The sequence below is a fragment of the Nocardia sp. NPDC127579 genome (assembly GCF_042672005.1).
In the GTDB taxonomy this organism is placed as follows: Bacteria; Actinomycetota; Actinomycetes; order Mycobacteriales; family Mycobacteriaceae; genus Nocardia.
The window spans coordinates 317,831-341,282 of the sequence record NZ_JBHXVZ010000003.1; the positions used below are offsets into that span (position 1 = coordinate 317,831).

Annotated in this window: 22 protein-coding genes and 2 pseudogenes; 14 read left to right on the forward strand and 10 right to left on the reverse strand. The window is 68.1% G+C overall.

Going from position 1 to position 23,452, the window contains the following annotated elements; genetic code table 11:
- Positions 1-83: 83 nt before the first annotated feature.
- Together ACFVMC_RS13890 and ACFVMC_RS13895 are read right to left on the reverse strand one after the other, a co-directional pair.
- Positions 84-602 (reverse strand): hypothetical protein, encoded by a 519-nt coding sequence (locus ACFVMC_RS13890; RefSeq protein ID WP_379210119.1) that lies wholly within the window; start codon positions 600-602, stop codon positions 84-86.
- Positions 603-606: 4 nt separating this feature from the next.
- Positions 607-1,035 (reverse strand): MarR family winged helix-turn-helix transcriptional regulator, encoded by a 429-nt coding sequence (locus ACFVMC_RS13895; RefSeq protein ID WP_379210121.1) that lies wholly within the window; start codon positions 1,033-1,035, stop codon positions 607-609.
- Between the two features lie 151 nt (positions 1,036-1,186).
- On the opposite strand from ACFVMC_RS13895, the gene ACFVMC_RS13900 reads away from it, so the two are divergent.
- Together ACFVMC_RS13900 and ACFVMC_RS13905 are read left to right on the forward strand one after the other, a co-directional pair.
- Positions 1,187-1,906, forward strand: coding sequence for a hypothetical protein (locus ACFVMC_RS13900; RefSeq protein ID WP_379210123.1), 720 nt, complete (start codon positions 1,187-1,189; stop codon positions 1,904-1,906).
- Positions 1,903-2,103 (forward strand): hypothetical protein, encoded by a 201-nt coding sequence (locus tag ACFVMC_RS13905; protein WP_379210125.1) that lies wholly within the window; start codon positions 1,903-1,905, stop codon positions 2,101-2,103. The genes ACFVMC_RS13900 and ACFVMC_RS13905 overlap by 4 nt, the downstream gene beginning before the upstream one ends.
- Before the next feature lie 302 nt (positions 2,104-2,405).
- Here ACFVMC_RS13905 and ACFVMC_RS13910 read toward each other — a convergent pair whose 3' ends face one another.
- Positions 2,406-3,386, reverse strand: a complete 981-nt coding sequence (locus tag ACFVMC_RS13910; protein ID WP_379210127.1) for a hypothetical protein — start codon at positions 3,384-3,386, stop codon at positions 2,406-2,408.
- Between the two features lie 477 nt (positions 3,387-3,863).
- On the opposite strand from ACFVMC_RS13910, the gene ACFVMC_RS13915 reads away from it, so the two are divergent.
- The 6 genes from ACFVMC_RS13915 (at position 3,864) to ACFVMC_RS13940 (ending at position 11,417) form a co-directional block, all read left to right on the forward strand.
- Positions 3,864-6,899 (forward strand): Tn3 family transposase, encoded by a 3,036-nt coding sequence (locus ACFVMC_RS13915; protein ID WP_379210128.1) that lies wholly within the window; start codon positions 3,864-3,866, stop codon positions 6,897-6,899.
- A 199-nt stretch (positions 6,900-7,098) separates the two neighbouring features.
- A complete protein-coding gene (gene rmuC, locus ACFVMC_RS13920; protein ID WP_379210130.1) occupies positions 7,099-8,484 on the forward strand; it encodes a DNA recombination protein RmuC in 1,386 nt (461 codons plus the stop codon).
- A 426-nt stretch (positions 8,485-8,910) separates the two neighbouring features.
- Positions 8,911-9,690: an AAA family ATPase gene (locus tag ACFVMC_RS13925; protein WP_379210132.1), complete on the forward strand. Its 780-nt coding sequence runs from the start codon at positions 8,911-8,913 to the stop codon at positions 9,688-9,690.
- Positions 9,691-9,909: 219 nt separating this feature from the next.
- On the forward strand, positions 9,910-10,185 hold the full coding sequence (locus ACFVMC_RS13930) for a hypothetical protein (protein ID WP_379210134.1): 276 nt from the start codon (positions 9,910-9,912) through the stop codon (positions 10,183-10,185).
- A gap of 89 nt (positions 10,186-10,274) precedes the next feature.
- Positions 10,275-10,718: a hypothetical protein gene (locus tag ACFVMC_RS13935; protein WP_379210136.1), complete on the forward strand. Its 444-nt coding sequence runs from the start codon at positions 10,275-10,277 to the stop codon at positions 10,716-10,718.
- Positions 10,719-11,036: 318 nt separating this feature from the next.
- Positions 11,037-11,417: a hypothetical protein gene (locus ACFVMC_RS13940; protein WP_379210138.1), complete on the forward strand. Its 381-nt coding sequence runs from the start codon at positions 11,037-11,039 to the stop codon at positions 11,415-11,417.
- A 56-nt stretch (positions 11,418-11,473) separates the two neighbouring features.
- Here the strand turns inward: ACFVMC_RS13940 and ACFVMC_RS13945 are convergent, their stop codons facing one another.
- Entirely contained in the window at positions 11,474-12,409 is a 936-nt protein-coding gene (locus ACFVMC_RS13945; RefSeq protein WP_379210139.1) for a tyrosine-type recombinase/integrase, read from the reverse strand.
- Positions 12,410-12,640: 231 nt separating this feature from the next.
- On the opposite strand from ACFVMC_RS13945, the gene ACFVMC_RS13950 reads away from it, so the two are divergent.
- A complete protein-coding gene (locus ACFVMC_RS13950) occupies positions 12,641-13,102 on the forward strand; it encodes a hypothetical protein (protein ID WP_379210141.1) in 462 nt (153 codons plus the stop codon).
- A gap of 67 nt (positions 13,103-13,169) precedes the next feature.
- Here ACFVMC_RS13950 and ACFVMC_RS13955 read toward each other — a convergent pair whose 3' ends face one another.
- A complete protein-coding gene (locus tag ACFVMC_RS13955) occupies positions 13,170-13,649 on the reverse strand; it encodes a winged helix-turn-helix transcriptional regulator (protein ID WP_379210574.1) in 480 nt (159 codons plus the stop codon).
- Between the two features lie 94 nt (positions 13,650-13,743).
- Here ACFVMC_RS13955 and ACFVMC_RS13960 point away from each other — a divergent pair, with 94 nt between their 5' ends.
- From ACFVMC_RS13960 to ACFVMC_RS13975, 4 genes are read left to right on the forward strand one after another with little or no spacing between them, the layout of a single operon-like run.
- Positions 13,744-14,445, forward strand: coding sequence for an SDR family oxidoreductase (locus ACFVMC_RS13960; RefSeq protein WP_379210142.1), 702 nt, complete (start codon positions 13,744-13,746; stop codon positions 14,443-14,445).
- A gap of 23 nt (positions 14,446-14,468) precedes the next feature.
- Positions 14,469-14,894 carry a tautomerase family protein gene (locus ACFVMC_RS13965; RefSeq protein ID WP_379210144.1) on the forward strand — a complete coding sequence of 142 codons (426 nt, stop codon included), beginning with the start codon at positions 14,469-14,471 and terminating at the stop codon, positions 14,892-14,894.
- Positions 14,895-14,941: 47 nt separating this feature from the next.
- Complete coding sequence (locus tag ACFVMC_RS13970) at positions 14,942-15,727, forward strand: alpha/beta fold hydrolase (protein WP_379210146.1); 786 nt, start codon at positions 14,942-14,944, stop codon at positions 15,725-15,727.
- Between the two features lie 11 nt (positions 15,728-15,738).
- Positions 15,739-16,512, forward strand: coding sequence for a MerR family transcriptional regulator (locus ACFVMC_RS13975; protein ID WP_379210148.1), 774 nt, complete (start codon positions 15,739-15,741; stop codon positions 16,510-16,512).
- 108 nt (positions 16,513-16,620) lie between these two features.
- Here the strand turns inward: ACFVMC_RS13975 and ACFVMC_RS13980 are convergent.
- Positions 16,621-17,295, reverse strand: a pseudogene (locus ACFVMC_RS13980) (DUF2867 domain-containing protein); the annotation flags it as partial.
- Between ACFVMC_RS13980 and ACFVMC_RS13985 the strand changes: the two are divergent.
- Positions 17,229-17,807, forward strand: coding sequence for a TetR/AcrR family transcriptional regulator (locus tag ACFVMC_RS13985; RefSeq protein ID WP_379210150.1), 579 nt, complete (start codon positions 17,229-17,231; stop codon positions 17,805-17,807). The pseudogene ACFVMC_RS13980 and the gene ACFVMC_RS13985 sit on opposite strands and share 67 nt — an antisense overlap.
- On the opposite strand, the gene ACFVMC_RS13990 is transcribed toward ACFVMC_RS13985, so the two are convergent.
- From ACFVMC_RS13990 to ACFVMC_RS14005, 4 genes and pseudogenes are all read right to left on the reverse strand, one after another.
- Positions 17,804-18,343 carry an HAD domain-containing protein gene (locus tag ACFVMC_RS13990; protein WP_379210151.1) on the reverse strand — a complete coding sequence of 180 codons (540 nt, stop codon included), beginning with the start codon at positions 18,341-18,343 and terminating at the stop codon, positions 17,804-17,806. The two genes, ACFVMC_RS13985 and ACFVMC_RS13990, sit on opposite strands and share 4 nt — an antisense overlap.
- Positions 18,340-21,498, reverse strand: a complete 3,159-nt coding sequence (locus ACFVMC_RS13995) for a PQQ-binding-like beta-propeller repeat protein (RefSeq protein WP_379210153.1) — start codon at positions 21,496-21,498, stop codon at positions 18,340-18,342. Before ACFVMC_RS13995 ends, ACFVMC_RS13990 begins: the two co-directional genes overlap by 4 nt.
- Positions 21,499-21,978: 480 nt before the next feature.
- Positions 21,979-22,851, reverse strand: a pseudogene (locus tag ACFVMC_RS14000) (SDR family NAD(P)-dependent oxidoreductase); the annotation flags it as partial.
- Complete coding sequence (locus ACFVMC_RS14005) at positions 22,848-23,447, reverse strand: TetR/AcrR family transcriptional regulator (protein WP_379210155.1); 600 nt, start codon at positions 23,445-23,447, stop codon at positions 22,848-22,850. The gene ACFVMC_RS14005 and the pseudogene ACFVMC_RS14000, both read right to left, overlap by 4 nt.
- Between the last annotated feature and the right edge of the window lie 5 nt (positions 23,448-23,452).

Consider the following 23,452-nt stretch of genomic DNA (forward strand, 5'->3'; position numbering starts at 1 on the left):
ATCGCCTGATCTTCCAATCCATCTACCCGATCAGCCCCTGACCTGGTCCCGCCCAGCCTGTGGGCGGAACCCTCGGCGGGCGGTCAGCCGTGTTCGGCGTGGGATCCGTGGTCGGAGACCTGGGCGTCGAACCAGGTGTGCAGGGCTGTCACCAGGGACGGGTCGGAGCTGGTGTAGGTGATCTGCGCTCCGGCCGGTGTTTCCGCGTAGCGGATCTCGATGCGGGTGTGGCCCTGTTGGAGTTCGCGCAGGCCCGGCATGCCGGTTCCGTGGATGGCGGCCGGGTCGCCGTAGTCGCCGTGGCCGAAGCCGGCGGCCGCCTCGGTCAGGTGCCCGCGGATGAGCGTGATCTGCTCGGTGTCGGCGGGGTCGTCGGCGGTGACCGACTGGACGCCGCCGGTGGCCGACTTCGTGAACTGGTGTGTTGTGCGATTCAGGTCGAACGGCATCACTTGCTGTCCCTTGGCCGCGACCTCCGCGTGCCGTTCGGACGATTGCGGATTACCCGGGCCGTCGTTCTGACCGGCGAACACGTAACCGGCCATTGCGGCGGCAACCACCGCCAGCCCGGCGACGAGCAGCGGAATCCGTCTCTCGCTCAACTTCTCACCTTTCATCGATTGCCTCGGTCAGTACTTCCAGCGCGTGCACGACACCGGCCCGCTCCTCCGGTGGCACGCGGTCCAGGACCGCGGCGAAACGCGCCGCCCTGGCCTCGGCCAACTGCACGGCGGCGGCCGAACCCGCGGGCGTGACCTGGACCAGCACGCCGCGCCCGTCCTCCGAGGCCGGAGAACGCCCGACCCATTCCCGCTCCACCAGTTGCGTGACCAGACGGCTGGTTGTGCTTTTCGTCAGCCGCAGCCGCTGTGCCAGATCGCTTTGCCGCAATGCACCGCACCGGGCCAGCTCGGCCAGCGCGTGCGCCTCCGACACCGGGATGGGCTGCCCGCACGGCGTCCGGTCCGGCTGGTGCAGACCGAAGGCGCGCACGAAACGCCCTACGGCGTCCTGGAGTTCACGTGCATCCGACATAGTTCGACGATACAACTATTTAGTTCGACTGTGCAACCAGATTGTTCCGCGTCGGCGACAAGCTTCGTGCTGTGGTGTCAGCACGACCCGCCGTGCTCGAGGCGAGGAACTCACTTGTCGCCGAGCCTGACCGCCCCATAGGTTTGCCGCTATGGGTGCGCAGTTCAGCTACGACCTGGTCATTCCGCAGGAGAACATTCCGCGAGCGTTGCGTGCGCTCGCCGAGCACACCGCGGCGGGCGCGGAGGAATCGACAACGGTGAATCTTCCGCGCGGGCAACGCATCACCGTGCCGTTCGAAGCCGACCCGGACGGCGACACCGTATCCCTTACCGATCCGCCCACGCGGGCGCGGTTCCGGGTGCGCCCACAGATCCCGATCGACGAACACATCGCGACAGCACTGGGCCTGTACACCTCCCACACCGTCTTCACCGAGATCGATGGCCGGTGCTACCGCTATCGCGACGACCTGACCGCCCCCGAGCTGGACATGATGGCCGACCTGCACGACAAGGAAGAATTACGTGACCACGGCATCATCGTCGCGACCGGCACCACCGCTGTCGGCCTGAGCCTGCTCGTCTCCACCTCGGCCGATCTGGACCCCGGCTACGCCGAGCTGCACTTCACGACCTTCTCCCGATCGCTGCATCCGATCTTCTGCTGGTCCAGCACCTTTCGCCGGTTCTTCGCCGAACTCGCCTTCGAGATCGGCGCGGTGTGCGCGATATCGGGCACCGACCTCGACCACACCGTCACAGTCCACTTCCTGCACGGCGAGGCGATGCCGGAAGTCCGGGTCACCCGCGACACCGCATGGACACTGGACACACTGACCGCCGCCGTCGGATCACGCGCCCCACGATGACCGGCGCGCCGATGAACCAAGCCGACAGGGAACTCTTCTTCCGCCTGTTGCAACGCTGGTGCACCAGCGAACTCGACCAGTTCGAGCACCTCACCATCCCGACCCGCTGGGGCGAGGTGTACGCCAGTTTCAGCCGCGAGCTTCCGCCGGATCACCCGGCGGAGATGTTTCGGCCGATACCCGCGGACCCGGAATGACCGGATCGGTCACTCGCCGGCGTCGCTGATCTCACTCGCCGAGGAAGCCACTGCCGGAGCCAGGCGATCGTGTCATCCGGCCCGACCGACAGCGTGGCGGCGGGTACGTCGAGCTCGACCCGCAGACCGAAGCGGCGACCCGCCGACGCGCTCGTATACGACCTGTCGGCCCACAGCGGGAATCGGTTCGGCCAGTGCGGGATCGGCGCAGGTGGCGTAGGCGTCAGCCTCCGGGGTGCGCGCGTACCGGTGGTCGCCCGCCGAGACATTCGAACGCGGCAGAATTCACGCCTGCGGACCGGTTATCCCGCGTCGCGGTCGGCGGTCCGGGGTGCGGTGCGCCGGGTGGTGGCGAGTAGTTCGTCGAGTTGGGATTCGGCGCGTTCGGCGCGGGCCTGGGTTTGGGCGCGGGCCTGATCGAGCGCGGCGATGCGCTGGGCGGTTTCGGCCCGGACCTGCTCGAGCGCGATGGCGGTTTCGGCCCGGACCTGCTCGAGCGAAGCGCCGGCTTCCGTGCGGGCGGCCGCGGCTTCCTCGGCCGCAATACGGCGAGCCTCTGCGAGTTCGGCGCGGACGGAGTCGAGCTCGGTCCGCATGCGCCGGGATTCGTCGCGGGCCTCGGTGGCGGCGGCCGCGCGTTCTGCTGCGGCTTGTTCGGCGCGGTCGATGGCGCGTTCGGCGTCGGCAGCGCGTTGGACGGCCAGGTCGCGTTCGGCGCTCGCAGCGGTGACCTGCTGGGCAGCTTCCCGGCGGATCTGCTCGATCTCGGTGGCGGCCTTGCGGCGCGCCTTCTCGATCTCCTCCTCCGCTTGTTCGCGCGCGCGGGCGATATCGTCGGCGGCGTCGCGGCGCACGGTGCGGATCTCGGTTTCGGCGGCACTGCGGGCGGCGAACACGTCGTCGGCGGCCTGTTTACTGGCCCGCTCCACTTCGCGCAGCGCGTCGTCGCGAGCGGTGTTCGCCTCGGCCACCAGGGTTTCGGCTTCTTCGGCCGCGTTCGCCGCGTCGTCGGCGGCGGATTCGGCCAGGGTCCGGGCTTCTTCGGCGTCGCGGCGGGCCTGTTCGGCGGCGACGGCCGCGATCTCGGCTTCGGCGATCCGCCGCCCGGCCTCGGCCTGCACCGCCTGGACTTGGGCTTCGGCTACCGACGGGTCGGCCAGGGTGGAGAGTTCGGCGACGGCGGCGGTGAGGTTGACGCTCAATTGGTCGGCGAGCAGGCGGAATTGACCGAGCAGCTCGTCGGCTCGCAAGCGCGCCACCGTCACCGGCCCCTGTGGCGTCACAGTGACGGAACCCTCGGGTACCTGCGACTCCTGTTGTTGCCGTTGCCTTTCCCGCCACGCCCGCCACCGCGTGTGTTCGGGGTGATCACAGTATTCCGATGGGCGGCCCGGCCCACCGCCGCGCGTGATCGGTCGGACACATCCCGGATAGCTGCATACGCTGGACACCTCGAAATCGTAGCGTTGTTTCCGTCAAATCCAACGTATTCACACGAAACGAAATCCGTGTCGCACCAAAGCGACTCATCTCGTACTGACCTCCGATAAGTGAACATTATCGGAAGTCAGAACCTGGGAGCCCTCTTGTCGACCTTGAAGTTATTACGTTTACGTTTGGTTGAATCAAACGAAACGAAACATCAACGAAAGCCACCGAAAACTGTGCTGCCGAAGCGGGGGTTGAGGAACATCTGGGAGGAAAGTCACGCTAAGCCGACAGGGTGAATCCTGTTGCTGTGCTGGTGATTTCATGTCGGCGTGACTGATCAGGTATTGCCCGAGTACGGGCGTTTCGGTGCGTTGTCCCGCGTGGAACTCGAACGGTTCTGCTACCTCGATGACGAGGACCAGAGGTTGATCGCGGCCCGGCGCCGCGACTACAACCGGCTCGGGTTCGCGGTGCAAGCGGTCACGGTCCGCTACCTGGGAATGTTCCTGTCCGACCCGATCGCGGTCCTGTCCGAGCTGGTCGCCTACCTGGCCGAACAGCTCGAGATCGCTGATCCGGGCTGTCTGGACGAGTACATGGTGCGCCGGACCACCCGTTTCGAGCACCAGGCCGAGATCGTCGCCGAGTACGGGCTGAGGGCGTTCGCCGATGCCGAGCCCGAACTGGGCACGTGGATTGCTGATCAGGCGTGGATCACCGGTGACGGGCCGAAAGCGATCTTCGACGGCGCGGTGGCGTGGTGCCGGGCCCGCCAGGTCCTGCTGCCGGGAATCACGACGCTGGAGAAACTCGTCGCCGCCGGCCGTGAGGCGGCCGAGCAGCGGCTGTGGTCGCAGCTGGCCGACCAGCTCACCGCGCCGCAAGCCGCTGCTCTGCTCGGCTTGCTGGAGGTCCCGGCCGGGACCAAGCAGCGGGTCAGCGAGCTGGATCGGTTGCGCAAGGGCGTGTTCCGGGCTTCGTCGAAAGGGCTGCTGTCCGCGCTCGAGCGGGTCACCGATCTCACTGCCGCCGGGTCGGCGCGTGTGGATGTCTCGTCCGTGCCGCCGAGAAGGTTGCTGGGTCTGGCTCAGCACGGCCTGGCGGGCAAGGCGACCGGGTTGCGGCGGATGAGCCGTGAGCACCGGCTCGCGGTGCTGGTGGCCACGATCGAGATCCTGTCCGCTCGCGCTGCCGATGACGTGCTCGAGCTTTTCGACCTGCTGATGACCACCGAACTGCTGTCGAAGGCCGAACGTGAATCCAAAGAGGAGAAGCTGAACCGGTATCCGCGGATCTCACGCAACGCGGGCCGGCTGGCCGAGGCGGTGGCGGTGCTGCTGGAGATGGTGGAGATCGATCAGCAGGTCGAGTTGTCGGTGGTGTGGGATCTGATCGAAGCGAAAGTCTCTGGCGCCGAGCTACGTTCAGCGGTCGCTGTCATCGGTGAACTCGTCCCAGCGGGGGACGCCGAACTCGACGGGCAACGCGCGGTCGAGCTGGCCGGGCGCTTCGCCACGGTGCGTCCGTTTCTGCCGAGGTTGATGGCCACCCTCGAGTTCGGCGCGACCGCCGACGGCGCACCGGTGCTCGCGGCGATGCGAGGGCTCGGGCAGATGATCACCGCGAGATCGACCAAGGTCGGTGCCCGGTGGCTGGATGCGCGCGCCGTCGACCACGACCTGATCGGCGGGGCCTGGACGCGGCTGGTGTACCCGGCCGGGCGCCCGCCCGAGACTGTCGATCGCGCGGCCTACACCTTCTGCGTGCTCGAACAGTTCCACCGCCATCTCAAGCACCGCAACATCTTCGCCGAATCCTCCTCGAAGTGGCGGGATCCACGCGCGCACCTGCTTACCGGCGCGAGCTGGGACGCCGCCCGCGAGGCCGGGCTGAACGCGCTCGGGCTTCCCGGCGACGCCGCCGCCCTGCTGCGGGTGCACGCCGAAGCGCTCGACACCGCGTTCCGGGAAGTCGCCGCCCGCCTGGACGCCGACACCCCGGCCACCGTCGATGACGAGGGCAAGCTGCACGCGGCTGCGCTGACCGCGACTCCGGATCCGCCGAGCCTGACCGATCTGCGCCGCCGGGTGGAGGCAATGCTGCCGCGTATCGACCTGCCGGAGCTGGTGTTGGAGGTGATGTCGTGGCAGCCCGGCTTCACCGAGGCGTTCACCCACGCCTCCGGAAACCCCGCGCGGGTCTCCGATCTCGGGCTCTCGGTCGCGGCGGTACTGTGCGCGCACGCGATGAACGTCGGCTTCGCGCCGGTGATCAGCCCCGGTGTCGAAGCGCTGACCCGCGATCGTCTGCACCACGTCGAGCAGTCCTACATCCGGTTCGACACGCTCACTGCGGCCAACGTGGCCCTTGTCGAGGCCCAGGCGCGGATCCCGCTCGCCCAAGCCTGGGGTGGCGGGCTGGTCGCCAGCGTGGACGGGTTGCGGTTCGTGGTGCCGGTGCGCACCATCCACGCCCGCCCCAACCCGAAATACTTCGGCCGGAAACGCGGCATCACCTGGCTGAACATGATCAACGACCAAGCCGCCGGGCTTGCCGCCCAAGTACTTTCGGGTACCCCGCGCGATTCGCTGCATGCCGTGGATGTGGTGCTGCGCCAGTCCGGCGGTGTGGTGCCTGAGGCGATCATCACCGACACCGGCTCCTACAGCGACATCGTGTTCGGGCTGCTGCACCTGCTCGGCCGCCAATACCGGCCACAGCTGGCGAACCTGCCCGACCAGCGGCTGTGGCGCATCGACGCGGCCGCGGACTACGGGCCGCTGGACAAGGCCGCGCGCGGGCGCATCGATGTCGACCGGATCGAACGCCATTGGGAGGACATGTGCCGGATCGCGGTCTCGATCCACACCGGCGAAGTGTCCGCGCACGAGGTCACTCGCATGATTTCCCGTGACGGGCAACCGAGTTCGCTCGGGCACGCGGTCGCGCACTTCGGGCGGATCTTCAAGACCCTGCACGTGCTGCGCCCGGCAGACGACGAACCCTACCGCCGTGAGATCAAGGCCCAGGCCAATCTCCAGGAAGGCCGCCACGATCTCGCGCGCCGGATCTTCCACGGCCGCAAGGGCGAAGTGTTCCGTGCCTACTACGCCGGCATGGAAGACCAGCTCGGCGGGCTCGGACTGGTGCTGAACTGCGTGGTGCTGTGGAACACCGTCTACATGGACCGCGCCCTGACCGAACTACGCGCCCAGCAGTATCCGGTGCTCGATGCCGATATCGCGCGGCTGTCCCCGTTCGTCCGCACCCACATCGGCATCGACGGCCACTACAGCTTCCACCTGCCCGATCTTGGCGGAACCCACCGCCCGCTGCGCGATCCGGACGCCGACGCCGAGGATTGAAACCTCGCAACCTAGCACGACCGCACCTCGATATTGCCGCACCGCAACAACCCTCGCCCAGCGCAGCGTGTCGGTGCCCTGTGGGATGCTCTGCGCCGATCGGCACCGGTGAAAGCTCGCGCCGATCACCTGCGTCACCTCGACCGGCTGTGCTCGACGAGCCGGTACCCGAAATCACTTGAGTTATGGAGGGTTTGGTGTGATCAGTTCACTTGCTTTCATTCTCGTCGTTGTTCTCGTCGCCGCGCTGGCGGCCGCAGCCGGTTACATGCTCGCGCGCGGGCGCGCCGACGCCTGCCAAGAGCAGGCCCGGCAAGAACATCAACAAGCTGAACGCGCCCGCAGCGAACGCGACACCGCGACGGCGCAGGTTCAGGAGCTGCAACAGCAGCTGCGGGAGGCGGCGGCCACCCAGGGGTCCCTGCAAGCCGAGCTGGACGGCGAGCGGCGGCGCTTCGCCGAGCAGCTCGGTGTGCTCGAAAACGCGCAGGAGCAGATACAGCACACCGTCCGGCAGATGGCCGGGGAGGTGCTGGCGCAGTCCGGTTCACAATTGATCGCGCGGTTCACCGAGATGACCGATCATCGCGCGAAGGCCGCCGCCGGGGAGATGGATCAGCGCAAGACGGCGATCGAGGCCATGGTCGCGCCGCTGCGTCAGGTGCTCGACAAACTCGACACCAAGGTCCAGACCTTCCAGGAAAGCAGCGTCGGGACGTTCTCGAAGGTCAGCGAGCAGGTGAAAATGGCCAACCACACCAGCGAGCGGCTGCGCAAGGAGACCGAACACCTGGTCACCGCGCTGCGTAAACCGGGCGTGCGTGGGCAGTGGGGCGAACTGAAACTGCGCACCATCGTCGAAGCGGCCGGCATGGTCGAGCACGTGAACTTCGAACAGCAGGTCCGTGTCGCCACCGACGAGACCCACGTACGGCCGGACATGGTGATCAACCTCGGTGGCGGCAGAACGATCGTGGTCGATGCGAAAGCACCATTCGGAGCGTTCCTGGAAGCACAGGATGCCGAAGACGATGCTGCCCGCCACGAGCGCGCACTCGCCCATGCGCGCAATGTCCGCCGCCACGTCGACCAGCTGGCGGGCAAACAGTATTGGGCCCAGTTCACCTGCACCCCGGAATTCGTGGTGATGTTCTTGCCCGCCGATGCCTTCCTGCACGCGGCACTCGAGCACGACCCAACGCTGTGGGATCACGCTATCCGCAGCAAGGTCATCATCGCGACCCCGGCGAATCTGCTGATGTCGCTGCGAACGGTCGCCTACATGTGGCAGCAGCAGGCTCTCGCCGAAAACGCCGAGCAGATAGCGCAACTCGGCGCCGACCTCTACAAGCGGATCGCCACGATGGTCGAGCACCTCAACGCCACGGGCGCCAGCCTGGGCAAGGCGGTCGAGAACTTCAACAAAACGGTCGGCTCATTCGAAGGGCGCGTACTTCCCGGGGCCCGCAAGATGGCCGAACTGCGCGGAGCCGACGCCACGCTGAAGGACCTGGCACCCGTCGAGCGCGGCGTCCGAGCGCTGTCGTTCCCCGGCACCAGCAGCACCGCCACCGCCACGGCGTGATCGCCGTTGCCCCGCCGGGATCGCCCGGCGGGGCAGCGGGATACAACGCTCGACGGCACCGGCTCGGGGTCTCCGTAGCATTCGCCGAAAATCGGGCGGGTATGGCGTAGCTGACTGGTAGACACCAGTTTTCGGCTTCGAGGTGCGCGCGGGCCGGGTTGATGCTTGGCTGCCGGTGATGTTGTTGGTCGGCGCTGCTGGCCGGGACGTGCCACTCATGGCCACCGCCGTCCAGCGCCGCGTCCCCACGGCCACCACCAGCAACGAATTCGTATCCGAGCTGCCGCCTAAGATCGACGCTGTGACCGAAGATCCTGATCGGCCCGACCGACAACCCCATGAGCAGCGAGTCTCCTACGCCGCGCCCGGCGGTTCCGACGAGTCGTTGCCCGGCAACGACTCCCGCACGGAGACCGGCTCAATCCGATGACCGACGAGCGTTTCAGGTCGCCCGGGGGCTTCATCCGGCAGGTCGCGCTTCCGTCACGGGCTGTGACCGGCTCGTACCCGTTCATACTGCCGGCGGTCCGGTACCTGGCCGACTCGGGAGGCCTGTCGTTGCAGCCGGGGGTCACCTTCCTGGTGGGGGAAAACGGCAGCGGCAAGTCCACTCTCCTCGAGGCGATCGCCGTCGCCACCGGTCTCAATCCAGAAGGCGGCAGTCAGAACTACCGGTTCGCGACGCGATCCACCGAATCACTGCTGGGTGAGCAGCTGGTGGTGCGCTGGGGTGTGGACAAGCCTCGGAGCAGGTTCTTCTTGCGGGCGGAGAGCTACTACAACGTGGCCACCGAGAGCGAGCGGCTCGGGCCGGACCAATTGGCAGCTCTCGGGGGGATTTCCCCGCACGAACGCTCGCACGGAGAGTCTTTTGTCGATCTCATGGTGCATCGTTTCCACCCTTGTGGGCTGTATCTGCTCGACGAGCCCGAGGCGGCGTTGTCGGTGCGTGGATGCATGGCCGTGCTGGCACGACTGACCGAGCTCGCAAACCAGAGTTGCCAGATCATCGTGGCCACCCACTCGCCGATCCTTCTCGCGTTGCCGGGTGCGGCCATCCTCGAGATCGCCGACGACGGCACGATCGGCCCCGTCTCCTACGATGAGGCGATGCCGGTCCGCCTGACCCGCGAATTCCTTTCCGCCCCAGAGAAAATTCTGCACTACTTGCTGACCGAGGACCCCGACGAGCCCTTCGGCCATTGAGCATTACCAGAGTTGGCCGATCCCCGCACTCAGCGACCGGGCAGCTCCATTCGGCACGCGCAACGAATCCTGGGACACGAAAACCGCGGCGCTGCAATCAGATACCCGTGTAAACTCCGAATCGATCGCAAGATCGTTCCAAACGATGAGGGAAAGCCATCATGTAGGGTCTGCCGCCCCTCCGAGGGTAGCGACCTACAACATAGCCGGGGGGCTGCTATGCATCGCACGATTCTCGCCACTGTCGCACTCGTCCTGTTCACCCTCGTTCCGGCCACCGCGGCCTCCCATGCCGTACCGGCGGAACCCGTGCATTCGACGCGAATCCTGAGAACCCAGATCGATTGGGATCTGGTTGTCCGTGTCTTCAATTCGGAACAGGAGTGCCTGGGCAGTACTCGCGCGTATCAGCGCCCCGGCACCGTCCCCATGTGTGTCCCCCACCAAACCAGCAATGGTGCAACGGTGTGGCTGCTGCTGCTGTATCACATCTGACCCAACAGCCATTTGACGTGCGGGGCGGCGCAGCCGACCGCCCCGCACGTCGTTGACTACTCCCGCACGTCGTTGAATACTCGATGGCTATGACACCGTCGCAATCGACAGTTCACGGCCGGGCCTTCCTGGAAGTCTTGGACAAGACCACAGTCGATGCAGCGCGGGAAGCGGCAGCCGCCAAGGCCCCATCAGCCTCTGCATACACTGCACCCGACCCCGCTGACAGTGCCGCAGCGGCAGAGATCAACCGCACGCCGATCACCGTCACCTGGGACGAGGGCGGCCATCAGCACCACGACCGGCAGTGGATCGATGCACCCGACGACCTCGATCCGGAAGCCTTCGACACCGCGCTCAGCAAAATGGGGTGGACTCGCACCAGCGACTGGGACGACCGCTGGACCGCGACCGTCTGCCGAACAAGCACTAACACGCCACCACCCCCACCCATCGACACGACCAAGTCGCGAGCCGTCACCATTCTTCGGCTCACTCCTCGAGCCGTCACCGAATTCCAGGCCCTTACCTGACATCCTCCTCTCCATAGTCACCGGGCTTCGCAGCCACGGCGTGGAGTTCCGCAGCCCGCACGAAGTTCTTGTTTCGTACGTCCGGTTTCGCCGCCGCGATCGAGGTTTGCGAACAGATTCGCCCCACCCGCACCGAGTGCGGGGATCAGCCAGCACCGACGGACGCGAACAGCACTTGCGGTTCCAGGTCGAGCCGGGTCGTCGGTGCCTGTTCAGGCGGAGACTATGTCATATCCGCCCGATTTTCGGCGATTGCTACCGGAACCCCGGGAGCAATCTCGGTGAGCCGGTGCCGTCGAGGGCCTATCCTTGCCGGGCATGGCAACCGCAACGATTTCGATCGACGACGCGCTGCTGGCCCAGGTTCAGCAGGCGGCCGGAGATGATCTGTCGGGATGGATCGCCACCGCGTGCCTGTCTCGGCTACTGCGTCAGGGCGTGGAATCGGCCCGCGCGTGGGAGCAACAGCATCCGGCCCAGGCCGGCGCCGCACGCGCCGAAGACGCCCGCCACGTCCTCGAAGCCGAAGCCGAACGCGAAATCGATGCCCACGCCCACACCGCAGCAGCGCAGGCCCGCGGCGTCGATGCCCGACCTACCACCGAGGACTACCTGGCCGCCTACGGCCACGTCCGGGTACTGCTGGAACGAGCTGAGCAGCAACTACGCGGCCAGCAATCTCACGAGGGCGAGCAGTAGAGCCCAGCGCGCTTCTCCCACCCCTCGAATTCGCTTGCCCCGGGAATGAATTCGAGTCAGCGGCCCCGCCGCCGCGCAACGGGATCGGTGTCGGCCTGGAACCGGCGCAGGCCCTCGTCGGAGACCCGCGCGTACTTCACCAGGCTGCGCACCGAGGTGTGCCCGGACAGCTTCATCAGCACCGGCGTCGACGCGCCTTCCTCCGCGGCGTGGGTCAGCCGGGAATGACGCAGCTGGTGCAGCGTGTGGGGGCCGGTGTCGAAACCGGTGGTGTGTTCCTCGAACAGCTCGGCGGCGCGCCGATACGACAACCGCGCCCGTCCCGTGGTCGGGTCGACATCGTTGACCGCCACCGAGGGACGGGCCTTGCGGTCGGTGAGGAACACCGGGCCAGACTTGCGCCCGGCCAGCATCCGCGGCAACAGCCGGGCCGTGCCGGTCTGCCACGCGATGACCTCGCGGGCGCCGCCCTTGCGGCTCACCACCGCGCACCGGTTACCGGTATCGAGGTCGCCCACGTCGAGCATCAGCACTTCCTCGGCGCGAGCGGAGGATTCGTAAAGCAGATGCCACAACACCCGTTCCCGCAACGGCGCATCCGATCCGAGGATCTGCGCGATCCGGTCCCGGCTCAGCGCCTTGCTGGTGTCCGGCGGGGCGGGCCGAGCCCGCAACCGCACCAGCGGGTCACCGGAGAGCCAGTTCTGCTCGCGCCAGTAACCGAACGCCGAACCCAGCGCGGTCAACCGAATGTTGAAGGTCTTCGCCGACTTGGCGCCCCACACGTAGGTGAACCAGCCACTGACCCGGTCCGGCTCCGAATCCAGCAACGCCACATCAGTATCAGCGCCGAAATCGGCGACCAGGCGCTCCAGCGCCGGCGCATAGGTCGCGCGCGTGTTCGCCACGGTGATGGTGTCCAAGTAGATCCGGACCGCATCGGCCAACCGCACGCCGGTGACCGGCCGTGGCAACATCCGCACTCGTCCCATCGCGCCTCCCAATACCGCTACCGCAGATAGTTTCCGGAGTCGCGGGTGTGTGGAATGCCGATAGTGCCAGGACGACTCAGGAGTTATCGCACATAGTATGTCACTATGTGCGATAACTCCTTAGCGTGACTTTTCTCGTCAATGTTCCCGGACCGCCGAAGCGATGACCCCAGACGCGACTCCTGTAGCGTTTCGGGTGTTGATGTTCAACTCGAAGAAAGTCGAGAAACGGTGACACAGAAGAAGATCGGGTGGAAGACAGCGGCGATCGGAGCGGTCGCGGCAGTGATGGCGCTGTCCGGCGCGGGGACAGCGGCGGCGGCCCCCGGCAGCTGGGAGGTGACGGTATGCCGGGGCACCAGCCCGAATATCGTCGACCAGCCGTACTCCGGTCAGGTCATCGGGGCGCAGCCCTACAGCGTCCCGGGCGTTCCGTACTTCACCGTCCACGCGGGCGGCAGCCTCTGGGGTGGCTACGGAACGACGGTCACCCTGAACTGGACGAACCTCACCACCGGCGCGTCCGGCTCGGAAACCCAGAGCGGCAACGTGGGATTCATCCTCGGTAACGGCAGCACCCTGCATTTCCGTCCCCCCACCGGCACCGGCATGGTCCGCACCGACTTCACCGTGCACAACAGCGGGTTCGTCCCCCAGACGGTCACCTGCTCGGGAACCTCGGAGATCGTCTAGGTTCTGCCGGAAGTGAATGAGGGGTGGCACCGCGCGGCGGTGCCACCCCCTCATCGCATCCGAGGGCTCACCTACGCCGATCCGGATTGAGACGGATCTCGATCTCTCCGGACGCCGCCTCCGAAGCGGGCTCGGCTGTCACGGCAACTCGCACCGCGCGCCCGCTGCCGGCTTCGACGAACGACAGGGGCGGACGGCCGTCCTGTAGATACCGGTTTCCCCACTGCATCAGGGACATGAACACCGGCAGCAGGTCCTCGCCGGACGCGGTCAGCCGGTATTCGTCGTGGGCTCGTCTGCCCTGTTCCCGATAGGGCGTGCGCTCGATGATCCGCGCGGATTCCAGCTGCTTGAGCGCCCGGGACACGGCAGGCGCGGAAGTCCCGATCCGCGTCACGAAGTCTTCGAATCGTGTTGTGCCGTAGAAGCATTCGCGGACGATCAGGAACACGGTCTTGGTGCTCAGCAGGCCGAGCACCCGCTCGGCCGAGCAGCCGTCGCCGATCGACCAGGTGCTCCGGTCGCGCAGGGCTTCCTCGAATTCCATCGCCACCACCCCAGTGTAACTAACGCTTGCGTTATCCAGCAGTCGCGTGGTTGAGTCTAACTAACGACATCGTTACTCAGTTGGAGGAGGCGCAATGGTGGACGTAGCGGGCCGGGTGGCCGTGGTGACCGGCGGTCGGCGCGGGCTCGGCGCGGCGCTGGTGGACGAACTGCTCGCACGCGGGGCGCGCAAGGTGTATGCCACCGGCCGCACGGCCTTCGCCGATGCGCGCCGCGAGGTGGTGACCGCGGAACTGGAGGTCCGCTCGGCGGAGTCGATCGCCGCGCTGGCGGCGCGCGCCGCCGATGCCGAGCTCGTCTTCAACAATGCCGGGGTCCTACGTCCGGCCGCGCTGCTGACCGGTGATATCGACTCCGCCACCGAAACATTCGACGTCAATGTCTTCGGCCCGCTGCGGGTGGCGCGCGCGTTCGCGCCCATCCTGGCCGGGCACGGCGGCGGTGCGCTGATCAACATGCACTCGGTGCTGTCCTGGCTGGCTGGTAGCGGCGCCTACGGAGCGTCCAAGGCCGCGGCCTGGTCGGTCACCAACTCGTTGCGACTCGAACTGGCAGCCCAGCACACCCAGGTCGTCGGCGTGCACGCGGGATTCATCGACACCGACATGGTCGCGGCCATCCGACGGCCCAAGGCCACACCCGCGGCGATCGCGGCGCGCATCATCGACGGCCTCGAATCCGGCGCCACCGAGGTGCTCGCCGACGAGGTCACCCACACCGTCAAAGCGGCGCTGTCCGGCCCCGTGGAACACCTGACCTTCTCGGCCGCCGGCTGAGTTCATCCGAAGGAGCACCGATCATGCCGCTGTGGACCATCCACCACACCCCCGCGGTCTTCACCGCCGACGACAAACACCAGCTCGCCGCCCGCATCGCCGACCACTACGAGAAGGTCGGCCTGCCCCGGTTCTATGTGGTCACCCTGTTCCAGGAAACCCGTCCCGAGGACTGCTACGTCGGCGGGGAACCGACCCGGGCGGGCGTGCGGGTCGTCATCGACCACATCGCCCGGCACAACCCCGACCAGGAGTCGCGCCGTCGAACTGCGCAGTGGATCAAGGGCATTCTCGGGCCTCACCTCGAACAGCACACCGGTCTGCACTGGGAGTTCCATGTCGACGAGACCAGCGCCGACCTCTGGATGATCAACGGAATCGTCCCGCCCCCAGGGGGTTCGGAGGCCGAACGGACCTGGGCGCGCGAGAACGCGACTTCTGTGTACTGATCGCGGGCTTGACCCTGACGCAGGGTCAACCTCGCACCATGGTCGCCATGACAACCGATCATTTCACCGTCCGCCGCGCAGACACCGCGATCCAGGTGTCCCGCGGCGGCCACGGCCGTCCCCTGGTCTTCTGCCCGGGCCTGACCTCGACGCAAACCGAACTGCGTGAACTCCTCGACCTACTGCGCCGCGACTTCGATGTGGTGTCCCTCGATCTGCGCGGCCACGGCTTCTCCCCCGCCGCCCGCTACGACTTCGGCTCGTTCCTCGACGATTTCGCCGCGGTCATGACCGCGGTCGGCCCGCTGGACTCGCCGGTGCTGGCCGGACATTCCTACGGGGCCGACCTGATCGTGCACTACGCCGCCGAAAACCCCGGCGCGGTCGGTGAACTGATCGTCATCGATGGCGCGAACCCGATTCCGGCGCCGTTCCTCACCGCCGCCGATCTGCCCGAACTCCGCGCGGTGTGGCAGGAGCAGGCGCGCTGGCTGGAAACCACCCGGGGCACCGGTCGCCAGGTACTGCTCACCCCGCAGGAGATCCTCGACCTCAACGTGGAACTGGATATCCTGCGCTGCGGCATCGATCTCGACGGACCCGGAATCCTGGACCGCTACCGCGCCATCGACTGCCCGATCCAGCTGATCATGTCGACGACGATGGCCGGCGTCGAAGGCCGTGCGGCGCGGCACAATCGACTCTGGCGGGCGGGGGTCGAACGCCTCGTGCGCGAACAGCCGCGCGTGTCGGTGACCTGGGTCGACGCCACGCACGCACTGGTACTGACCCACGCCGCGGAGATCGCCGGGCTGATCCGGCGGATTCGGTGAAGACTGGTTCGATGCTGACGATCGGCGAACTGGCCGCGCATGCCGGGGTGACGGTGCGCGCGATACGCCACTATCACGCCAAAGGGCTGCTGCCCGAACCGCAACGCGACCATTCGGGCTATCGCCGCTACGACGCCGGCGTGGTCGTCGAGTTGATCAAGATCCGCACGCTCGCCGCGGCCGGGGTTCCGCTGGCCCGCGTCGGCGCACTGCTCGAGGCCGATCCGGCGGATTTCGCGGCGGCGATCGCCGAGATCGACGCCCGGTTGCGTGCCGAGATCCGCCAGCGGCAGCGACACCGTGCGCGCATCGCGCGGCTGGCGGCCGGGGACAGTCTCGCGCTGCCACCGGAGGTGGTCGAGTTCCTGGATCGGTTGCGGGCGCTGGGCGTCGACAAGCGGATCATCCGGGTCGAGCGCGACGGCTGGATCCCGCTGGCCGCTCACATACCCGAACGGATCCCCGAACTGATCGCCCGCAAAAGCGATCAGCTCGACCATCCGCCGCTGCTCACCTTCTACCGTGCGCTCGGCCACGTCCTCGACCGGCCCGAGGACGACCCGATCCTGGTCGAGGCCGTCGACGAACTGGCCGCCTACCTCACCCGCCTGGCCGAGGAGCAGGGCGCGGACCATGTCGGCGGCGATTTCGAACCCGAGCTGGTCGAGCTGCTGGACGCGCTCGTTCTCGGCACCGCCCCGCCGGCTCGCCGCCTGATCGAGCTGCTGACCGAACGCGGCTGGACCGGCTGGACCGAACTCCGTCCCGCCACGCCCGGACCTTGATCGGAATGCATTGGCGCGCAGGCTGATCGAAGGTCGGCGCGCACCCCGCGCGGCGGCGTTGTCCTCCCATTCGCGGCCGATGGCGCGCAGCAGCGCCGGGTAGACGCCGATGTAGCGAAAGGACTTGATGCCGGCCATATAGAGCCGCCCGAACACTCCGTTCGGCTTGACCAGCACCGCCATCTGACCGCGATAACCCCCGGCGCCGTCGGAGACCCAGCCGATGTGCATCACCGAGTGCACGGTCTTGTTGCCCATCTCGGCGGCCCACTCGTCGTGCAGCTGATAGAGCGAGCTGAACGGAGACGAACCGAGGTCGGGGCCTCGGGGGCCGTCACGCAGGTCGGCGGACATCCGTTCGCGCAGCGACCGCACCCGCCCGCCGACGCCGGTGCCGGGCGCGTCCCAGCCGAGCAGCGCGCCGAGCTTCCAGCGGATCGCGAAGAGCGCGCGGGCGAGGAAACCGTCGCCGTTCACGCCGTCGCTGACCCCGTCGGCGATCTGGCGGACCAGCCATTCCAGATCGTCGGGCCCGCCGGGAGTGGGCAGTGCCCAGACGTCTTCGATAAGGAAGTCGGGGGCGATGTCATGGATCCGCCACGGACGGGTGGTGTGCGCGCTGTTCGAGAGCCTCACGGTCACGACCTCCTTGCACGGTAGCGTATACGACGAGGTTAGCCCGTATATACGGCAGCGTATATACGGAAAGGAGTGAGGTGGACCACGGCATCGAGACGGCTCGCACGCCAGGCGACAAATGGATCGAGGAAGGGTTGCGGGCACTGGGCGCCGGCGGCCCGGACGCCGTCCGCATCGAGGTGCTCGCCAAGAACCTCGGCGTCACCAAGGGCGGGTTCTACGGCTCCTTCGCCGACCGCAACGCCCTGCTCGAGGCCATACTCGACCGCTGGGAGCGGGCGAGCACCGAGGAGACCATCGCGCGCGCCGAACGCGAAGGCAGCGACCCGAAAGCCATGATCCGCCGCGCCGGGCTGCTCACCTTCTCCGACGACCTGCGCCCTGTCGACCTCGCGGTCCGGGACTGGGCCCGGCGCGACGCGGCGGTCGCCGAACGCCTGCGCCGCGTCGACAATGCCCGAATCGACTTGCTGCGCACCATGATCGGCACCTTCTGCGCCGACCCCGACGAGGTCGAAGCACGCAGCCTGCTGGCCTTCTGCCTGGCGATCGGCGCCCACCTCCTCGCCGCCGACCACGGCGAGCGCACCCGCGCCCAGGTCCGCGCCCGAGCCTCCGCGCTCATCCTCGACCGGCCCGCCGACCCACGTCCCTAACCGCCGATCCACTCCGCTATCGCCTCGAAGTCGCCGCGGCGCAAACCGATCCGGGAATCGACGCGGTGCAGCAGCGCGCTCCCGTCGTGCCACTCGGCCACCCAGGCACGGTCGGCGTCGGTGAGCTCGTCGTCGATCCAGACGAAGGATCGACCGGCCGCCCAGTCGATCAGCGGGCGCGTCTTCCAGTGCAGGCCGAACCACGCGTCGACCCGATCGTCGACCGGCTCCGGCCAGTCCACCACCGGGAGCTCGGGCAGGCCCAGCAGTGGGCTCAGCGTCCGGTTCGCCTCGTGCGTCCAGGTCGTCGCCCACACCAGCTGGCAGGGCAGAGCCGCCAGTAGCGGCCCGAGCCGGTAATCCAGCTGCGCCACCAGGGGATTCGTTTCTTCGCCCGAGCCGCCGAGCTCGCCACGCCGCGCGCGGGCGAGGTCGCCGAGTTTCGCGTCGACGCGAACTATGACCTCGGGCGTGGGCCCCGCACCGAACGGCAGCAGTGGTCCGTCGACGTCGAGGAACAGCAGTGGACGCGTCATAGGTCGATGGCAGCGATACCGGAGCGGGTGTATACGAAGGCGGTTCGATCGACGACGACAGGGCCCGAGGTGACATCGAGCGCGGCCGTGCTCCACCGGAGGTCGCCGGTCGCGGCGTCGAGGGCGTGCAATTCGGAGTCCCAGACGGCATAGACCTTCCCGTCGGCGACCGCCGGTGCACCCACAACCCGCTCGAATGCCCGCCACAGCGATCTGCCCGTGCGCTGGTCGTAGGCTTTCAGCGGCGCGAACTGAGGGTCGCCGCCACCGTAGTTGCGGTAGGCCCCACCGATATAGGCGATGTCGCCGACGGCGACGCCGAAGGCGGCCTTGGACGCCGAGGTCCACAGGCGCTGACCGGTGGCCAGGTCGAAGACGCGGAAGTTGTCATCGATGAGCAGCTGTACCAGGACGGTGTCGCCCACGATCGCGGTCTCGGTGCCGATCGGCTGACCGCCGAGTTCGACGCGCCACCGCTGCACACCGGTTGTCGCGTCCAGCAACACGAGCGCGGTCCCGTCGATGACGGCCACGGCGTTGCCGGCGGCAGCGAGACCGCCGTTGCTGGGGGTGTTCTGCGGCGCGCCCCAGCGTTGCCGGCCGGTTCGGGCATCCAGGGCGATCACCCGGTCCTCGGCACGGGCTCGGGTGTAGACATTCGCAGGCTCGTCGGTGGCGTGCAGGGTCCACAGCGCACTCGCCGCGGCCTGCCAGCGCCGGGCACCGGAATCGACGTCGAACCCCGCCACAGCGCCGATGTCACCGACTATCACCGTGTCACCGCCGCTGGTCACGGGGCCGGTCGCGACATTGATGTCCCCGAGCGGGCTCTGCCACACGGTTCGGCCGGTGGCGGTGTCCAGCGCGGTCAACCACCCGTCGCCGGCGACGAAGACCTTCCCCCGGGCCACCGCCGGCCCGCGCGCGACGAGATCCAAATGTGCGGACATAGCAGCCTTCCAGCGCACCCGGCCCGGCCCCGAACCGGCAACGGCCGCACCTGATTCGGGGCCACCCCGGAACCGGGTGACCGCGAACGCGCCGACCCCCGCGACGCCGAGCCCCACAGCGATTCCGGCCGCGAGCACGACCCGCCGCCCCGGGCCACGCGGCCCGCCCGCCGGTGTCGTCGGCCCGAATGTCGCGCCCGACGGCGTGGGCCCGCCGTCCCAGGGACCCGACTCGATCAAACCGCCCGGTGGATTCCCCGGCGCTGCCGGTCGGCCCTGCGAAGCAGGCGCAACGCCCGAGGACGACGAGCCCGCCGACGACGGCGGACCAGGCGACGGCCCAGGGTCCTGCGACGGCACAGCCGAACCGCTCGATGGAGAACCGGCCGACGGCAAGGGACCACCCGCATGCGTTGCCGCGGCGAGTTGTCCGATGACCTGCGCGGTGGTGAGTCGCGCGTCCGGCGCGCCGACCAGGCATCCGACGAGCAGCAGGCGCAGTCCGGATTCGGGGATGCCGGTGAGGTCGGGCGGTCGAGTTGTCATGCGGTGCAGCAAGTTCGGACCGCTGCCGTCACCGAATGGTGCGCGGCCGGTGAGCGCGTACGCCAGGACGCCGCCGAAGGACCACATATCGGCCGCGGGCCCGGCCGCGTCGCCGGTGAGCTGTTCGGGTGCGCCGAACGACGAGGACGGCAGAGCCGGAAGACCGACGGCGAGCAGCCGGGGACCGGCCTCGGTCACCACCACCGTGTCAGGGGTGAGATCGCCGTGCACGAGACCGGCGGCGTGCACCGTGGACAGCACACGCGCGAGCTCGGCGGCAAGGGCCTCGACCACCGGATACGGTAGCGGTCCGCGCGTGTCCACCAGGTCGCGCAGGGTCGCCCCGGCGGCGTATTCGGTTGCAATCCAAGGATGTTCGGCCTCCGAATCGGCGTCGAGCACCACCGGAGCGCAGGTCCCGGGCAGTGTGCGCGCCGCAGCGAAAGTGCGCGCGAGTTCAGTACGGTCCAACGGATCGAGGCGCACGGTCCGCACGACGGCCGGTCCGGCATCCTCGCCCCGAGCCAGATAGCTCGTACCGATACCGGCGGACCCGAGTCTGCCGAGCAGCGTGAACCGACCGATCATGGCGGGGTCGCCGTCTCGCATCGGCAGCGTAGGCGGTTCGGCGGACCCCTTCGCCAGCGATCCCGGTTCGGTACCGGACCCGAATCGAGGCTCAGCCGGCGCACCGGTCGCCAACGCCTGCTCGGACGCCGCGCCCGCGAATGCACCAGCGCCACTCCACCAGCGCCAGTCCGGCGCCACGCCGGTGGCCGCCGTCGCACGGCCCGATCGCGGCTGATCGGATGCACCGCCCGCCTGCGCTACGGCACCGCTTCCCGGCTGCGAGCCGCCGACCGGCACGCCCGGTGGCTGCCGGTCGGGCACCGCGGGCTGCGCCCAGTACCCCTGCTGCGCGGCGGTGCCCGGCAGCCCCGCGGAAAGGTTGGCCGCGCGCACCTCCTGCCCACGCCGCACCCGGAACATGAGGGCGCACAGCAGGACCGCGCCGAATACCAGAGCGCCGATCTCGATCAACTCCACCACGATCAGGCCGAACCCGCCCAGGGGCGCGACGCCGAAAGCGATGTAGGTGTCGGTGGATTCGGTTCGCGTGACCGGCAGGCGCAGCACCAGCGCGACGAAAGTCAGCAACCAGCTGAGCAGCATCGTCGCCCACCACCCGTTGACCAGTCCGCCGCCGGGCCAGGCGCGCAGGTCACCGTCCGGAGTGCGCGGGTCGCTGGCCCGCACCACATCGGCCATGATCGTGCGCGGGAACCACAGATTCACGATCGGGCACACCCAGGCCCCGATCACCCACCCGATCGAGAGCCGGTGCCGTCCGGCGAACAACGCCTCGGCATTGCGGCGGGCCCGCCACAGCCAGCACAGGAACACGACCGCACCCGCGAATTGCAGAGCCACCGCGATGCTTCGAAGCCAGGTATCGGAGTTCCATTCCTGTTGCGCCCCGGCCGGCCATGCGCCCGTCCGCCCGAGCCGATCCCAGCTGCTTTCGAAATCCGCGAGCGCGATGCCGTCGGCGATCACGCTGATCAGGCTCAGCACCAACCCCAGCCCGATCAGCGAGATCGCGGCGACCGCAAGGGGTCCCAGCGGCCGGACGCTCCAGCGAGCGTGCTGCATCGACATCTTCCGATTCCCTCCGTCCGAACAATTCGACCATTCTCGGGCATTGCCGCCACGATCGCATCGCACTGGACGGCACACGAAATCACACGCGTCATCATGCAATCCATGTATTTCACGCAATCAGAGAGCGGTCGGCGACCGATGAGCCGCCAGCGAGACCGCCGACTACTTCCGGTCGCAGAACTACGACACCCCGCCGATCCGCTGCTTCACCGACTTTCCGCTGCTGCCCGCGGTGTTCGCGTGTGGGGTGCGCCGCTCAGGGCGGCCCTGCTGCTACTGCGCCGCCGCTGGGCCCCGACCGTCGCCGCTACCGCGCTGGCCGCCGTGATCACCCTCGATATCCTGACCTTCGGCTTCCGTGATCGTTGGCAGGCGCTGGGCCCCCACCTCGCCCTGTTCGACCTCGTCGTGCTCCTGCTGACGGTGGGATTCGCCTGGTACTGCCGGGTATCGCGCGGCGTGCTGCGCTGAGGTGGTGAGTTCGAGGCTGGTGGTCCACAGGTCGCGGGCCTTGACCGGATCGTAGGAGTCCGCCGATGATCGGATTCGACGATAACCGGAGAAGTATTGCCCTGTAACGTCGTTCAGTTCCGGGCTGAGCAGCAGCCGGGCCAACGCCCGCCCCGACCGCCGCGCGGTGTGCACATTCAGCCCGGGCACCACGGTGAGCGCGGGAAGCAGATGACGCCAGGCCAGCCCTTGGACCCCGGAGTAGTCGCGCCCGAGTCCGGTACCGGGCATCAGGCCGGGGTCGAACGCGTTGACGGTGACCGTGTCGAGCCGGCGGGCCAGTTCATAGGCGGTCAGCACATTGCACAGCTTGGAGGTGGTGTAGCGGCGGCGGCCGGTCGGGCCGGGCGAGTCCTCGCCGGTCTGCGGCGGACAGGCCAGCTCGCGGGCAGTGCGATAGACCGGGGCAGGCATGCCGGTCGGCTTGGCCGGGTCGTGCGTGTCGCTGGCGACGAAGATGATTCGGCCCGGGGACCGCAGCTGCGGCAGCAACTCCTGGACCAGCAGGAAGTGGGCGAGATGGTTGACCGCGAAGGTCTGTTCGAAGCCGTCGACGGTCCAGACCGTGCCGGAGACGATCTGCGTGCCGGCGTTGCAGATGATCCCGTGCAGGGGCGGCAGCCGGTGTCCGGCGAATTCGCGCGCGAACCGGCGCACGTCCTCGAGTGAGGCCAGATCCAGCGGCAGGCCGAGGGCGCGCTCGCCCAGGCTCCGGGCCGCCTCCTGAACGCCGCGGCGTCCGGTGAGCACGACCTGCCGGCGCTGGTCCGCCGCGAGGATCGCCGCGGCGGCCTGATAGCCGAGACTGCCGGTGCCGCCGGTGATCAGCACGGTGTTCATCGGGCCGCGCGTTCGATCGCGGCCGGAGCCAGGGCCCGCAGCGCGGTCACGAGATCGGTGTACATGCGTGCCAGGTCGACCTCGCCGGGTTCGAGCTGGCTCGCGAAGAAGCAGCCGTCGGAGTACGCGACCGCGAACCGCGCCAGCTCAGTGGCGGCGGCACGGGCGATCTCGGCGTCGACGACCGAGCTGAGCAGTCCGGCGATGGCGTCGGTGAAGTAGTCGCGGGCGCGTTCGCGCACCCGGTCCACCAGTTCGCGCGCGACCGCGTCGCCTTCGAGTGCCAGCAGATAGAACAGGCGCAGGAACATGGGGTGCGCGCCGACCGCGGCGGCACCGTGTTCGATGAGGACCTGCTCGCCGGGGTTCTCACCGGCCCACCGGGGCAGTGCGTCGAACCAGCGCGCCGCACCACGTTCCATGACGGCCGCCAGCAACCCTTCTTTGCTGCCGAAGTGCCAGTACAGGGACGTCGGTGCGACTCCGGCCTCCTTGCAGATCGCCGACACCGCCGTGCCGGCATAGCCGTTCACGCTCATGAGCTGTTCGGCCACGTCCAGTATCTGGTCCCGTGAGATGCCGGGTTTCTTCGCCACAACCC